This is a genomic window from Pseudomonas californiensis, from assembly GCF_021147775.1.
In the GTDB taxonomy this organism is placed as follows: Bacteria; Pseudomonadota; Gammaproteobacteria; order Pseudomonadales; family Pseudomonadaceae; genus Aquipseudomonas; species Aquipseudomonas californiensis.
On the sequence record NZ_JAGTPK010000060.1, the window covers coordinates 1 to 12,925 of the forward strand.

Genomic DNA, 12,925 nt, shown 5'->3' on the forward strand with positions numbered 1-12,925 from the left:
TCGGGTCGCATCATGATCGATGGGCTCCTGAGAGAATCGGGAGCCCAGCATCTGGCATTAGCTTAGTGCTTTGAATGTGGGGTTAATGGAGCGGTTACGCTTTTTTCAGGCAGGGGGTGTTTAACCTGTCCGGCTCGTTTATGGCTTTTACGAATTCTGTACAGCGCCTGGTCGAAGTGACGAAGGCTGATCGCAAGTCCGGTATCCACCAGTTTCTGGTGAATCACCGTCCTGCTCACACCAGAGTCCAAGGCGTTTTCGATCACGTCATACAGGTCGCGGATCTGCGCCGTGTAGGACCTAGCTTTGTTGTCCTGGGCCAGTTCTGCCAACGCCTCACGCCTGTTTTCGGTTTCTTGAGCCACGATTTGCCCCTTGCTGCGTACAAAGTGATGTAAAAGTGATGTAAAGCTGTCGTATTCGAGCGTAACATTGATGTAGGAAAACGCAATGCAAAGCAATCCTGACGTAATTTCGAGCATTCTCGATGCATTTCTGATGTAACCCGCAGATTAACCCTGCTCCCCCCTATCTCGAATTCGCTAAACAGGCACGTTACCGATGTATACGGGGGGATGAAGCGCCCCCCCGAATACATCGCCGTGCCAAAGGGGAAACCCCTTTGAAACCCCGCAGAGCGGTAGCGCTGCGCTTGTCGTTTGTCATCAGTCGATAAATCAATTGCGTCATTGATCGTCGGAGGCCCCATGGCTGAGCAGCCCCCAAAGACCCGTGTCCTGACCCTGCGTGTGGGTGAGGATGATCACACCGAGATACTCAGGAAAACCAAGGAAGCAGGCATGACGACTTCCGAGTTCCTGCGTGACGTTTTTATCAATGCAAAACTCACCTTCAATGTTAAAGCGGCCAAGCCACAGGACTATCATCGGCTGCTGTTCTTCTATAACAAAACCAGCAACAACATTAACCAGTTGGCCCACCAGGTGAATGCTGCCCACCGCCGTGGCGTCATTTCTGAAAAGACGTACACCCTCTGGTTGAACAAGTTGACTGCCATCGAGGCCCTGCTGTTAGCAGGGGTCTCTGATGCTGATTAGGCCCGGTGGCTACAACACTGGCGCACAGGAATATCTCGAAAAAGGCAACAAGTCAGGGCGTGAGTTTACCCGCGATGAACTCGACCATCGGTTGGTAATATCAGGCGACCTTGATCTAACCCGTTCTATTTATGAGAGTATTCCTGATCGCGGTCAGGACCGTTACCTGACGTTCACACTTAGTTTTCGTGAAGACGTTGTTTCTGAATCCTTACTTAAAGCCGTTACAGCCGAATTCAAACAGTTTCTCATGTATGCGTATAAAGCGGAAGAATTCAATTTTTACGCTGAAGCGCATTTGCCCAAGATTAAATGGGTCGATGATAAGAAGACGGGCAAGCCCATTGAGCGCAAACCCCATATCCACGTCATCGTGCCGCGTATCAACTTGCTCAGTGGCAACGAAGCCAACCCCGTGGGATTTTATAAGAATCATGAGAAGTATTTTGAGGCTTTCCAGGAATACCTAAACCAGAAGTACAACCTTGCGTCACCCAGAGAGCATGTTCGGGTAGACATTGCTGATGCCGCAAGCGTGCTGTCCAGGTACAAGGGCGATGACTTCTACGGTAAGAATCGGGAGTTCAAGCAAGCGCTGGTTAAGCAGGTGATTGAAAAGAACGTGACCAGCCGTGAGGCGTTCTACGAGTTGGCGGCCACCTACGGTGAAACGCGCATCCGCAACCAAGGCAAAGACAATGAGTACGTGGCCGTCAAGTTGCCTGGTGATGCGAAGTTTACCAACCTGAAAGAAACCATCTTTCACGATGACTTTATCGTCAGGCGCGACTTGAAAAAAGAGCCGCTTGATAAAGCGATCATTGCCCAGCGGTTAACTGAATGGCCGCAACGGGCGATGGAAATCAAGTATGTGGAAAAGGCGACACCGGAGTTTCGCAAGCGTTATGTGGCTGCCAGCCCAGAAGAGCGTCAGCAGTTGCTTGCTGAGCGCGAGCAGAAATTCTACCAAGTCCATGGAGAACACAATGACAACGTACACACCGGGCAACGACAGAGAGATCATCAGCGAAGTCCTGCTGAAACTGCGGGGCGACGCACTGCCGCACCTGCCGATGGCCTGCAAGACCTGTCCGTCAGCAATGTGGCAGATCACCGGCAAGCCGGACCGGCCCGAAGCCGTGACGGTGCGCTGTTACTGCCCAGTGATGCACACGTTCACGTGGGACAGTCGCAACCAGGAGGAGATTCTGGATTGCGACCATCTGTACCAGGAGGAGGACGAGGAAGACGGAACGGGTCCACAGCTGAGCGAGGAAGAGGAGGAAGCGGCCCTGCCGCCGTTTCTCAGGAAGCAACGGGAACAGCAACGCCAGCAGGCGCTACAGGCCGACGCCGGACCGGAGCTGGAAAGCCCAGAAACGCCCGAGTACGAGCTGGACGCGTAGTTCCGCCGTATGCCAAGAACCCGCACCGCGTCGCGACCATTGCTGACATCGAGGAGCGTGGCCGACGCCTGTTTGATCCGCTCAAGAAGCCTTCGGACAACGCGCTGGTGTTCTACCGATCACCTTCCGTCACAGCGGTGCCCAAGGCGGTGACTGCGACAACAACGCCTGGACGATCCACTGCCGGTCGTAGGCCCAGGAGTTCAGGCAAGCCTCGCCCTCCCCGTCAATGGCGGCCTGGGTCTGTCGTCCCGCCCTACGCCAAGAACCCGCATCGGATCGCGACGGTGGCTGACATCGAGCAGCGCGCCCGGATGCTGTTCGATCCGCTCAAGCGACCCGCTGACAAGGCGCTGGTGTTCAAGCGCGCTTCGATCAAGGCCCTGACCGTTAACAGGCAGGCCTCGACGGTGGCCGCGTATTTCACGCGTGAAGCGCAGCACAACCAGATTCCCCCGGCTCATCGCCGGGCCATACGCCGGATCGATCAGCAGTTTTACGCGCTCAGGCGCGCCGTGTTCTCCGATCAACGCTTAACCCGCCAGGACAAGGCGCAGCTGGTTTCCGTGCTGACCTTCGAACGGCTCAAAGCACGTGAACAGTTCCACAAACCCCAACCCAGCATCGAGGTAAATCTCATGGGCAGTGCAGCCATACGCAATCTCCTAGACGATGAAAAAGAAGACCCAGGCTTCAGCATCAGCGGTGCCAGAGGGCCTGGCCCTGAAGGCGTGCGTGAGCGGGTGAAGCGGGTCATGGATCGCTTCGCCAAACAGGTTGATCCCGCCGCCGCCAGTCAGCGCGCCCGCGATCTAAGTGCCAAGGACCTTTACACGCGCAAAGCCAAGTTCAGCCAGAACGTGCATTACCTGGACAAGCAGACCGACAAGACCCTGTTTGTGGACACGGGCAAAACAATCTCTATGCGTCGCACGGGGATTACCGAGTCCGGGGTGTCTGTAGCCCTTCAGCTGGCCCGGGAGCGGTTCGGCAGCACACTGACCATCACCGGCACCGCCGAATTCAAAAAGCTGGTGATCGAGGCGGTGGCCAAGAATGGCCTGGACGTGCATTTCACCGACAAGGCCATGAACCAAAGCCTGGCGGATCGCCGTGCAGAGCTGGACATTGAACGCGGTGGCCAGAGCATTGGTCCAGCCACCGATCTGCCTCGGCACGTGGACGACGCCACACGGGACGTGCGGGACCAGGCGGATCGGATGGGCGTTACGGTGCCCATCGAAGCGCTGTATGGCGAAGGCAAAACCGCTGAGCAGGTTAGCCAGGCACTTGCCGCCCAGCTGGACACCGTGCCAGAACCGGAGCGCATAGCGTTCGTCGAGCTGGTGGCGATCACCCTGGGCATTCCAGAACGTGGCGAGCCCAAGGGCGACCAGGCGTTTGCGCAATGGCAGGCGCAGCGTGCGCAGCCGACTGCGGATTCCGCAGCAACGGCAACGTCTGAAGCGCAGGCCAACGTGCCAACGCCTTCAGACGCTGCGCCCGAGCCCGTTAGCCCGACAGTGGCCACCAGCACTGCGTCGGCGAGTCCAGAAGCCGCGAAGCCTGCACGGGCCGACGATCCGGACTTGCAGAGCCCCAGCGAGCTGGTGAGGCTAGAAGCACAATGGCGTCGTGATTTCCCGATGTCCGAAGCGGATGTCAGAGCCTCTGATACGGTCATGGGCTTGCGAGGTGAAGACCATGCCGTCTGGATTATTGCGACGGATGACAAGACCCCTGAAGCCGCTGCCATGTTGGCGTCTTATATGGAAAACGACAGCTATCGTGAAGCGTTCAAAGCCAGCATCGTAGCCGCTTACAAGCAAGTCGAAAACTCGCCTAAGTTGGTCGATGACCTGGACCACCTCACGGCGATGGCTGCGCAAATAGTCAATGAGGTGGAAGAGCGTCTGTTTCCGACACCTCAAGCAGCAACGGGCCAGACAGCCCCGTCCAGGAGCAAAGTCATCGAGGGCACGCTGATCGAGCATGGGGAAGCACCGTATCAGCACAATGACGACAACCAGATGAGCTACTTCGTGACGCTCAAGCCCGAGGGCGGTAAGCCCCGCACGGTGTGGGGCGTAGGGCTGGAAGAGGCTATGAGTGACGCAGGTCTGAAGCAAGGCGACCAGGTACGTTTGCAAGACCTGGGCACCCAGCCTGTCGTGGTGCAGGTCATCGAAGAGGACGGCACTGTCACGGACAAAACGGTCAACCGCCGCGAATGGTCAGCGCAGCCGGTCGCGCCTGAACGGGAAGTGGCCGAGACCACACCCAAGGGACAGGCCGCAGCAGCAGGCACACCGGAGCTGTCATCGCCTGATGAAGAAGACGGCATGAGCATGGACTGAGCCGTCTGGGTAAACCACCTCCTTGCCTGGAGGTGGTTCCCAGAAACTATTCGTATAATGGGGACGGTACTGATAGCACGCTTAATGCCACGCTACATGTGGGCGAATTTCAACAGATTGCCAGAATATTTCCCCGAAGATTAGGAACTGTCGGCAAGTGCGAAGCCACTAAAATTTCCGTCCTTTCCATAAGGGTAAAAATGAGTAACGCATGCCTGCTCATGCGCATTAAATTCTTTGACAAAGAGGCTTCCCCATGACTCGAATTTCAACCAGTTCAGTAAATTCCAGCTTCAGTTACTCGGTCCCTGCAGAGGAAGCGCAAAACCGCGTTTCTTCAGCCCCCACCAACTCCTCTCCACCTGGCACCACAACCGCTGTCGCCCAGGCGTCAGAGGGGCAAAAAAAGCCGGGGGCGGTATTAAGCATGCAGGCACAGCGACTGCGCCAATTGTGTGAGAGTTCATCTCACCAGTACCGGCAGAACGCGCTATTAGCTAAATCTTTTGATGCTCAACGCCTAGACATTAACACTCAAGCGGGCCCTTCCAATAGCCCTCACCTGAACGCTCTCAACAAGCTCCAACAACGAGACTTCAAACCTGCGGCTGGCGGGCTAGAAATCCCATTTACACCCAAATCCCTATTGGGCGGAGGTAAACGAGTCTATCAAATTGGCTCATCGTCACGCGACGTACAAGTCTGCCCACGTGGAGCTGGTGCTGCATTGAGGCAAGAAATCGAAGATAAGCAACTCATGGTTAACAATCTCACGGACGAGCTTCAAGACGCTATAGATGAGGCCAACCCAGCCGAAATAGCCAATACTTCACAACAGCTGCGCCAAGCACGGGCTGACCTTGTTGAGCTACGGAGACGCTTTGCGATACTCGGAAACGAAGACCGCAGAATCAACCAATAACCTTAAACACATCATAGCCCTGCCTCAAGCGGATATGTAAGCCCAAGGCAAGTTGCATTGTAAATATCCTCGGGTAGGGCACTGTTTTTTGATGCATAGGCTTTTCAAAATGCCTATGCATCAAGAAGACGCTATTAATAATTCGACGACACTTCGCTACCGGGGTTATTGACCTGCATCACTTGCGCACTGGCAGGACGATACGGCTACCGGCAAGAAAGCCAGCCTGATCATCGACTGATCGACCCGCCCCGCTCTTCGGGGCTCTCAAGCGGTTCCTGATACGCATCACAATCCCTCAATCATGTGCAGCGCTGAGCCCAGCGCTACGGCGCAGGGGCCAGTTTGCATCCGTTAAAGAGGTGAAGGACATGATTAACCACAGAACGCAAAAACTGCACGCTCAGCAGGTGCTTGAACACCTGGCCCACGGTCTGGCACAGCCGATAGCGCTGCCCCGCGAGACCATCGAAGAAGCGCTGCGCGCAGCCATCATGGACGGACGACTTGAACCGGGTGAACGGCTCACGCAGCAAGCCATTGCCGATGCCTTCCAGGTCAGCCGGATGCCGGTGCGCGAAGCCCTGCGTTCGCTGGAGACGCAGGGCTACATCGCGACGGCGTATCACAAAGGCTATCGGGTCACGAACGGCCAGGAGTTGCCCCGGCACGGTCACCTGCCTGGCTTGCTGAGGTGCGTGGCAGAACGGCATACGCAGCTGGGCGACCTCGAAGCAAAAGTCGCCTTTGAAAACGAAATCCTGCGCGTCCTGGGCCGACTGCGTCCAACCCCTTGCTAATGCTCCCGTTGGGAGAAACGCACTGTGACAAACGTGCCTGTCCGCCTCTTCAAGACCCAAAAGGCTGCATATGACAACACCGACTGATACTCGCGCTAGATATCAAAAGCTATTAGACGCCCATGGATTAACCCTGGCAGATAGCGCGGCATTGATCTGCCAACACACTCAAAGACCTTGCTCTGTTCGTGCTGTGCGTTCATGGCTGAATGACCCCGCCAAGCCCAGCTCTCGATCTTGTCCTGAGTGGGCTGTAAACGCGCTATCCAGCGCTTTGTCCGGTTGAGCCACGCCTCATCCTTTCACAGCCATCGAACCAGAAGGCGTCACCGCATATGGCGCAAAGGAACCCCATGAGCACTTCACTGAGTCGCCTTTTAACCCTGCAAGCTGTTCGTAATCTCACCTCGCTCAAGCGCGACGCCAAGCGCCTCCAGAAGAAATCACAGCAGGTCTTTGGCACAGAGCACTCGCTCGCTGTGTGCCAGCAGGCTATGGCAGTTTCGCGAGGCTTCACCTCCCTTGCCACTCTTGAGGCCCTCTCAGATCGGCTGGGCATGAACCGACGCAATCTGTTCTGGACACTCACAGGGCGGAGCGACGCTCACCAGGCCGTACTGGATACCCTTTTTCGCCTGGACCTGGATTTTGCTGATGTCGGTCCACTGGTGTTCATCGGGCAGCAGCAACACGCACTGCGGCCTGCATTGATTCTGCTCCTGGAGCGAATGAGCGCAATGGCACGGCCTGGCTTGATCCTGATAGAAAGCACCGCAGCAGCGATTCAGGACACGGCGTTATTCAAGGCTGCAACCGAATTGGAGCTACACGAGACACTGATGGGAGACACTGATGGGTTTTCGCGCCCTGGACCTACGTGAACATAACCTTCCCGTGGAGTTGGCTGACTGCGCACTCGAAAGCCGCTGGCGTCCTTGGGTTGTCCTCTTCTCACGTGACGATCCCGTCAGCGAACAGCGCGCCGGTATCGTTCATTCGTACTTCGCGGCCCGTGCAACGGACCATGGCCGACTTCCCATCCTGTACGTTTCCGAGAATGCCGGCCCTTATGTTCCTAACGCATTCAGGCTGGAAGGTCACACCGCTATCGTCAACGGCTTGGCCGACTTCCCAGGCGGGGACGTTTTCGCTGCGAACGACAGCTATGCCCACGCAGTGAAGGTTTTGAGCACCGAAGCGGACCTTCAGTTTATGGGCTCAAAAGTACCCTTTGCGCGGGATGGCGATGTACCTGCACTGAAACGCTAACTGAGGAAAGACCACCATGACAAACCACCTTTCTAAATTCATCTGCAACGACGATGGGCGCAACGATGAAGCGTATCAGCTGATCAGCCAGGGTCGGCTCGACGGTGCGCCTCGGGACGCGTGGGAGGCCTGTGCCCCCTGGCTTGACGCGGCTGATTTTCAGCGGTTCCGGCGCGGGCTTTACACACGGTGCTTGAGCAAATCGAGCCATGAAGGGCCGGTGGTGGCCAGGAGAGCGTCCTAGCTCGTTGAAAGCAACGGATTTTGTAGGGCGAAAAGCGGAGGTCCCATGCTACTATCCGGCACAGTTTTATTTGCAGGAAAGCGACGATGTAGATTCACGAATCGCAGAAACCAAAAAGCCCCGCTTGCCGGCGGGGCTTTTTGGAAAATCTTGAACAGGCCGCTTAGAACCCGGAGTACCTGTTCAACACACATAACGTGAGCTGATTATGGCGTTCACTGCGGCTTTGTGCAAGCTGTCTAAAGTGAAGCCTTCAGTTCACCGCTGAACGGTGGACTTATGGAAAAGATTTTTCAGCTGCTGTGCGTCCTCGATGACCGCACCATGCCCCCCACGCTGACCCCTTGCGTCACCCCCTTTCACGCCGTTGGCCAATCTGCTGGCCTGGGCGGTGAAGCATGAGACACGACCAGGCAATCAATCTTTCTCTAGCGACCTCACATACAGCCAACGCCGATCCGCTGGCCAGCAGCACCCACCTGCCACCGGCCCGTTTCTTCGAAGACGGCACTGCGCTCAACCGGTTATTGCTGGAAGCGCCTTACATGGCGCGGTGCAGTGACGACAAAACCGCCACCCGCGTTCGCCCTCGTGAATACGCGCTGCGTTATCCCTATATGCAGGTCAATCGCCCCGGCATGGTGTCCTGGCTGGTGTTCGACTTGGACCATGCCAACGCCTTGGCCTGGGACGATGCCGGGTTGCCCGCGCCGAACCTGATGGTGCGCAACCGCAAGAGCGGCCATTCCCAGTTGTTCTATGCCGTGCCGTCCGTGTGCACTACCGAGAACGCACGGGCCAAGCCGATTCAGTACATGAAAGCGATCTATGCCGCGTTTGCCGCTCGCCTCGACGCGGACGTGGACTACCACGGTGGCCCTGTGGCCAAAACACCTGGTCACCCCTGGTGGGAGACGACTGAATTCCACAGCCACGTCTATGAACTGGGCGAACTGGCGAGCGCGGTAGAGCTGACCGTCAAGCCATGGGCCACTGGTCCCAAGCTTGACCAGGTCAGCCATTCACGGCATTGCATCCTGTTCGAGCAGCTGCGTTATTTTGCGTACAGCATCGTCAATCGCGAGCGCGAGCTGGGTTCGTTCGAGTCGTTCATGCGCTCGCTCGATGCGTATGCCTACAACCACAACAGCTTTCTAAAGCAGGGGTTTTCGGAAAACCTGCCGCTGTCGTCGATACGCGCCACGGTCAAATCCGTCGGCCGCTGGACGTGGGATCGCTACACCGGTGATCGCCGTTGCCACCGCGGGGCCATGCAGCTCGATAGCAGCTTGTCCCTTACCGAACGGCAGAGCCTGGCGGCCAAGCGCACTCATGAACTGCGGCACAAAGCCACAGAATCGAAGATACGCGCCGCGTGCCGACAGCTTCAAGACCAGGGCAAGGCGCTGGTACGTTCTGCCATTGCAACACTCGCCGGCGTTTCTGCGAGCACGGTGGCCAGGTATGCACACATCCTGACCGAGGTGACCAAGCCTGCCACGGTGAGTGTGCTCAAGGCTGTGCCCGCTGCAAACCGAGACGCCCCCCATGGCTCACGGGAAGCGGTGAAGAGCCCTAAAAAACAGGGCCTAGCGGATCATGACCAAGGCGCTCCATATGGTGTACATCAGATATCTGCGGTCACGGAGGGGCCGCAAGCCGGAGAGTTCTTAACGACAGAACATGACGACGGTTCATAATGGGGAGTGCGCGTATGAATTCAGTGCGTGCACTCTTCTCCGTCCTGCGCTGCATGGGGGCTGCTACTGGAGAGCGGGACTCTTGCCTGCCCCAAGCTGACCCCTTACTCTGCAATCCAAATGAATTTGATAGGGAAGGAACACCACCATGGCTCTGACGAAAGACCAATTGGTTGCCGGTATTGCAGAAGCTATCGATGCGCCAAAAACCACCGCGCGTAAGGCTCTTGAGCAATTGGGACAGATCGTTGCCGACCAACTGGAAAGCGGTGCAGAAATCACTCTACCGGGCATCGGCAAACTGAAAGTGGCAGAGCGTCCAGCACGCACTGGACGCAACCCTTCGACTGGTGCCTCCATCGAAATCGCTGCCAAGAAAGCCATCAAGTTCGTCCCGGCCAAAGTGCTGAACGACTCGATCAACAAGGGCTTGTAAGCCGGAACCGCCGAAATTTCCGTCATGGGCGGAAAGCCAGTAATGGTGCGGATTGACGTCAAACATTTGTTTCCCGGCAGTAATGCCGCCAAGCGGAAAACGGCCTTAATGAGGGGGCAAAATGTACACGGGAAACCGTGTCGGATAGCAATACAGTCGGGAACCACTCTGTTGACGTTTCCGACGGAGTTTTCGGCGGTTTGGATTAGCCCCCTTACACGTTATCCTAAGGTTTCATAATGATTATTACCCGATACGACACACATCCCATTCCGTATGGCGTTGGTGACCAGGTTATCCAGTTGGTCACCGACAACGTTACTGAGCTGAGCTTGAATTCGGTGCCGCCAAGCAATCTCATGTATGAGGTTTTTCGTTGGGCTCTGCCTACAGAGGTGGGCGTATATCTGAGTCGAATCTCAGAAGAGCCAGGCAAACCCGTAGAGCTTTTAGTGGCATTTGATGAGGTAGAGACAGAGGTTGTGACCGGTTTTGTTCTGTACTTGCCCGTGGCTACTCATCCAGAGGCTTGCGGAGTCAACTACATGTGTGTGAGGCAGTCCCATCGAGGCCGTGGTATAGGCCGCGAATTGATGAGAACGCTGATCGGGTTGTACCCCCACACTGAGCTGACTTGCACGATCAAAAAAGTGCCATTTTACGAGTCAGTAGGCATGCAGGTTATTGATTCACACAACACCCAGATTGTGATGAATACACGGTCTGAGAGTACGCAAGGGATGATGCAGATACTCAACGTTCAGCCAATTTACGATTCTCCAGAAGCTGGAGCAATCTACGACCGCCTTGTGCAGAAGTGGGGTCTCAAGGAGATGCGCAAAGCAGAGAAGCAACTCGCGCGTCATACCGATCAACTCGAACGACAAGCTCGGGAGTACGTTGAAAGTCGCCTGAAGGAACGTCAGGCTACCGTCTGACGGCAGGTTCATGTAGGGGCCAATAGAGAAAACGGAAAAAATCGTACTACAAGGGCTTCCCCATTGAGCACAAGCCCAATAGTTTCTGGTTGACTCCGCTGCATGTGCCGGATCGACGGAAAGAAGGTGAAGGACTGCGGTACTACAAACGGTCATCTTGAGCTGATCGCTCGGACCCTGATGAAAGACGCACGTGAGGGCCTCGTTCGCTAATCGGGACTGAATTTCCCATACGATTTTTCAGGTATCCCTCACGCAGGTCCAACCCGCTTCACATCAACGACGGCAGTGCACATTGATCCTTTTATCCGCTCATGATCCTCGCCCTAACGCCTACAAGGTGATCAGTCATGACCTCTGGTGTTTACGCGCCCGTTGGTTCTGCCTGTTCAGGCTTGAACGTGTCACCGTAATGCAGGACGGCCCAGGCCATCCTCGCATTCTTGGCGGCAATCGCCACGGCCGCACGCCAGTAACCCCGTCGCTCAATGAGGTTGCGGATCCAGCGACTGAGAGGGTCTTGCTTATTGCCCAGGTTGGCCATGACAGATCGAGCTCCAAGCACCAGTAGACTGCGTAAATAGGCATCCCCGGCTTTGGTGATACTTCCCAGGCGCTGCTTGCCGCCGCTACTGTACTGGCTTGGCGTCAGACCGAGCCAGGCAGCCACTTGGCGACCGTTTCTGAAGTCGTGCCCATCTCCAATAGTGGCCACTAAAGCACTTGCTGTGGTCGAGCCAACCCCACGCAATTGCAGCAGCCTACGGCTGCGGTCGTCTTCGCGAGCGATCTGATTGATGGCCCGATCAAGTTCCACCAGCCGATCCTCGATATGGCTGGTGTGCTCCAACAGCTCACTCATGCACCGTCTTGCCCAGCCAGGCAAGCTGTCCAGAAAGGGACCAATCTCTTTTCTCAATCGCTCTGGGCTTTGTGGCATGACCACGCCGAATTCAGAAAGTAGTCCGCGCAGTCGGTTGTACGTAGAGGTGCGTTCTTCGATGAATCCCTGGCGGGTTCGATGAAGGCAAAGAGTGGCCTGCTGATGCTCGTCTTTAACAGGGACAAACCGCATGCTGGGTCGGGTCACTGCCTCACAGATCGCGGCCGCATCTGCCGCATCGTTCTTGCCGCGCTTACCCGACATTCTATAAGGCGAAACGAGTTTAGGAGCCATCAACTTGACCGTATGGCCGTGCTCGGCGAACACCCTCGCCCAATGATGAGCGCCTGAGCAAGCCTCCATACCAATCAAGCACGGGGGCAGCTGGGCGATCAATGGCACCAGTTGATCCCGCGCAACCTTAGGCTTCACCAAGGTTGCTTTACCAGCCTCATCAACGCCGTGAACGGCGAATACGGCCTTGGCTAGATCGATTCCCACGGTAATAATTGGCATGGACTTCCCCTCCTGTGGTTTTGATGCAGGTTTGACACTTCATCATGGCACTTCGATGCCGATTCGCGACTTTCGCCGCGCCCTTGGGACGGGGAAGTCCCTTTCATTCGCTAAGCACTCGGCCTGTCAGGTTGAGGCCATAGAGGGTGACGCTGAAACGTCAGAAAATGCAGAAAGCAGCCCTACCCTGACGCAAAGCGCGTAACCCGCCTGACAGTCCAGGTGCACGAGGGCACTGCTTCCTGTCGGCAGTGCTTAACGTACAATTTTTTCTGAATTCTGCGGACTCCCCTAATCGGGGTTGTACGCCCAAACCCCAGATTTTTTTGTTGGACTGAATGACGGCCCCCAGAAAGCTTCGTCATCCCACATCCATTCCTTCAATTATTATATCGA

At 56.2% G+C, this 12,925-nt stretch carries 14 protein-coding genes and 1 pseudogene; 11 read left to right on the top strand and 4 right to left on the bottom strand.

The annotated features are described in order from the left end of the window. Positions 1-89: 89 nt before the first annotated feature. Positions 90-482: pseudogene (locus KDX37_RS27770) on the bottom strand (hypothetical protein); the annotation flags it as partial. Positions 483-707: 225 nt separating this feature from the next. On the opposite strand from KDX37_RS27770, the gene KDX37_RS27775 reads away from it, so the two are divergent. After that, the gene (locus KDX37_RS27775) at positions 708-1,058 is read left to right on the top strand and encodes a plasmid mobilization protein (RefSeq protein WP_002556109.1); all 351 of its coding nucleotides are present in this window, start codon (positions 708-710) and stop codon (positions 1,056-1,058) included. 211 nt (positions 1,059-1,269) lie between these two features. Here KDX37_RS27775 and KDX37_RS27780 read toward each other — a convergent pair whose 3' ends face one another. Next, positions 1,270-1,494, bottom strand: a complete 225-nt coding sequence (locus KDX37_RS27780) for a hypothetical protein (RefSeq protein ID WP_054986266.1) — start codon at positions 1,492-1,494, stop codon at positions 1,270-1,272. 54 nt (positions 1,495-1,548) lie between these two features. Further along, positions 1,549-1,824: a hypothetical protein gene (locus KDX37_RS27785; RefSeq protein ID WP_231656426.1), complete on the bottom strand. Its 276-nt coding sequence runs from the start codon at positions 1,822-1,824 to the stop codon at positions 1,549-1,551. Positions 1,825-2,044: 220 nt separating this feature from the next. On the opposite strand from KDX37_RS27785, the gene KDX37_RS27790 reads away from it, so the two are divergent. The 10 genes from KDX37_RS27790 (at position 2,045) to KDX37_RS27835 (ending at position 11,130) form a co-directional block, all read left to right on the top strand. Beyond that, positions 2,045-2,464: a hypothetical protein gene (locus KDX37_RS27790; RefSeq protein WP_055008211.1), complete on the top strand. Its 420-nt coding sequence runs from the start codon at positions 2,045-2,047 to the stop codon at positions 2,462-2,464. Between the two features lie 287 nt (positions 2,465-2,751). Further along, entirely contained in the window at positions 2,752-4,821 is a 2,070-nt protein-coding gene (locus tag KDX37_RS27795; RefSeq protein WP_319941725.1) for an LPD7 domain-containing protein, read from the top strand. 256 nt (positions 4,822-5,077) lie between these two features. Next, positions 5,078-5,743: a XopO/AvrRps4 family type III secretion system effector gene (gene xopO / locus KDX37_RS27800; protein WP_231656427.1), complete on the top strand. Its 666-nt coding sequence runs from the start codon at positions 5,078-5,080 to the stop codon at positions 5,741-5,743. Positions 5,744-6,114: 371 nt separating this feature from the next. Beyond that, positions 6,115-6,543, top strand: a complete 429-nt coding sequence (locus tag KDX37_RS27805) for a GntR family transcriptional regulator (RefSeq protein ID WP_007253364.1) — start codon at positions 6,115-6,117, stop codon at positions 6,541-6,543. A 353-nt stretch (positions 6,544-6,896) separates the two neighbouring features. Next, positions 6,897-7,424, top strand: a complete 528-nt coding sequence (locus tag KDX37_RS27810; protein WP_231656428.1) for a hypothetical protein — start codon at positions 6,897-6,899, stop codon at positions 7,422-7,424. Continuing rightward, positions 7,396-7,812, top strand: coding sequence for a hypothetical protein (locus KDX37_RS27815; RefSeq protein WP_231656429.1), 417 nt, complete (start codon positions 7,396-7,398; stop codon positions 7,810-7,812). The genes KDX37_RS27810 and KDX37_RS27815 overlap by 29 nt, the downstream gene beginning before the upstream one ends. Before the next feature lie 16 nt (positions 7,813-7,828). Next, complete coding sequence (locus KDX37_RS27820) at positions 7,829-8,056, top strand: hypothetical protein (protein ID WP_231656430.1); 228 nt, start codon at positions 7,829-7,831, stop codon at positions 8,054-8,056. Positions 8,057-8,454: 398 nt separating this feature from the next. Beyond that, complete coding sequence (locus tag KDX37_RS27825) at positions 8,455-9,756, top strand: replication initiation protein (protein WP_231656431.1); 1,302 nt, start codon at positions 8,455-8,457, stop codon at positions 9,754-9,756. Positions 9,757-9,904: 148 nt separating this feature from the next. Continuing rightward, positions 9,905-10,192: an HU family DNA-binding protein gene (locus tag KDX37_RS27830; RefSeq protein WP_122333887.1), complete on the top strand. Its 288-nt coding sequence runs from the start codon at positions 9,905-9,907 to the stop codon at positions 10,190-10,192. A 239-nt stretch (positions 10,193-10,431) separates the two neighbouring features. Continuing rightward, entirely contained in the window at positions 10,432-11,130 is a 699-nt protein-coding gene (locus KDX37_RS27835; protein ID WP_231656432.1) for a GNAT family N-acetyltransferase, read from the top strand. Between the two features lie 364 nt (positions 11,131-11,494). Here KDX37_RS27835 and KDX37_RS27840 read toward each other — a convergent pair whose 3' ends face one another. Then, positions 11,495-12,529, bottom strand: a complete 1,035-nt coding sequence (locus KDX37_RS27840; RefSeq protein ID WP_122291826.1) for an IS110 family RNA-guided transposase — start codon at positions 12,527-12,529, stop codon at positions 11,495-11,497. Positions 12,530-12,925 lie beyond the last annotated feature (396 nt).

What these genes read in the sequence shown, in the direction of transcription:
- KDX37_RS27820 (WP_231656430.1), top strand. Translation starts at nt 7,829, where the DNA reads ATGACAAACCACCTTTCTAAATTCATCTGCAACGACGATGGGCGCAAC.
- KDX37_RS27805 (WP_007253364.1), top strand. Translation starts at nt 6,115, where the DNA reads ATGATTAACCACAGAACGCAAAAACTGCACGCTCAGCAGGTGCTTGAA.
- KDX37_RS27810 (WP_231656428.1), top strand. Translation starts at nt 6,897, where the DNA reads ATGAGCACTTCACTGAGTCGCCTTTTAACCCTGCAAGCTGTTCGTAAT.
- KDX37_RS27780 (WP_054986266.1), bottom strand. Translation starts at nt 1,494, where the DNA reads ATGATTCTTATAAAATCCCACGGGGTTGGCTTCGTTGCCACTGAGCAA.
- KDX37_RS27830 (WP_122333887.1), top strand. Translation starts at nt 9,905, where the DNA reads ATGGCTCTGACGAAAGACCAATTGGTTGCCGGTATTGCAGAAGCTATC.
- KDX37_RS27775 (WP_002556109.1), top strand. Translation starts at nt 708, where the DNA reads ATGGCTGAGCAGCCCCCAAAGACCCGTGTCCTGACCCTGCGTGTGGGT.
- KDX37_RS27825 (WP_231656431.1), top strand. Translation starts at nt 8,455, where the DNA reads ATGAGACACGACCAGGCAATCAATCTTTCTCTAGCGACCTCACATACA.
- KDX37_RS27815 (WP_231656429.1), top strand. Translation starts at nt 7,396, where the DNA reads ATGGGTTTTCGCGCCCTGGACCTACGTGAACATAACCTTCCCGTGGAG.
- KDX37_RS27835 (WP_231656432.1), top strand. Translation starts at nt 10,432, where the DNA reads ATGATTATTACCCGATACGACACACATCCCATTCCGTATGGCGTTGGT.
- KDX37_RS27790 (WP_055008211.1), top strand. Translation starts at nt 2,045, where the DNA reads ATGACAACGTACACACCGGGCAACGACAGAGAGATCATCAGCGAAGTC.
- xopO (WP_231656427.1), top strand. Translation starts at nt 5,078, where the DNA reads ATGACTCGAATTTCAACCAGTTCAGTAAATTCCAGCTTCAGTTACTCG.
- KDX37_RS27840 (WP_122291826.1), bottom strand. Translation starts at nt 12,529, where the DNA reads ATGCCAATTATTACCGTGGGAATCGATCTAGCCAAGGCCGTATTCGCC.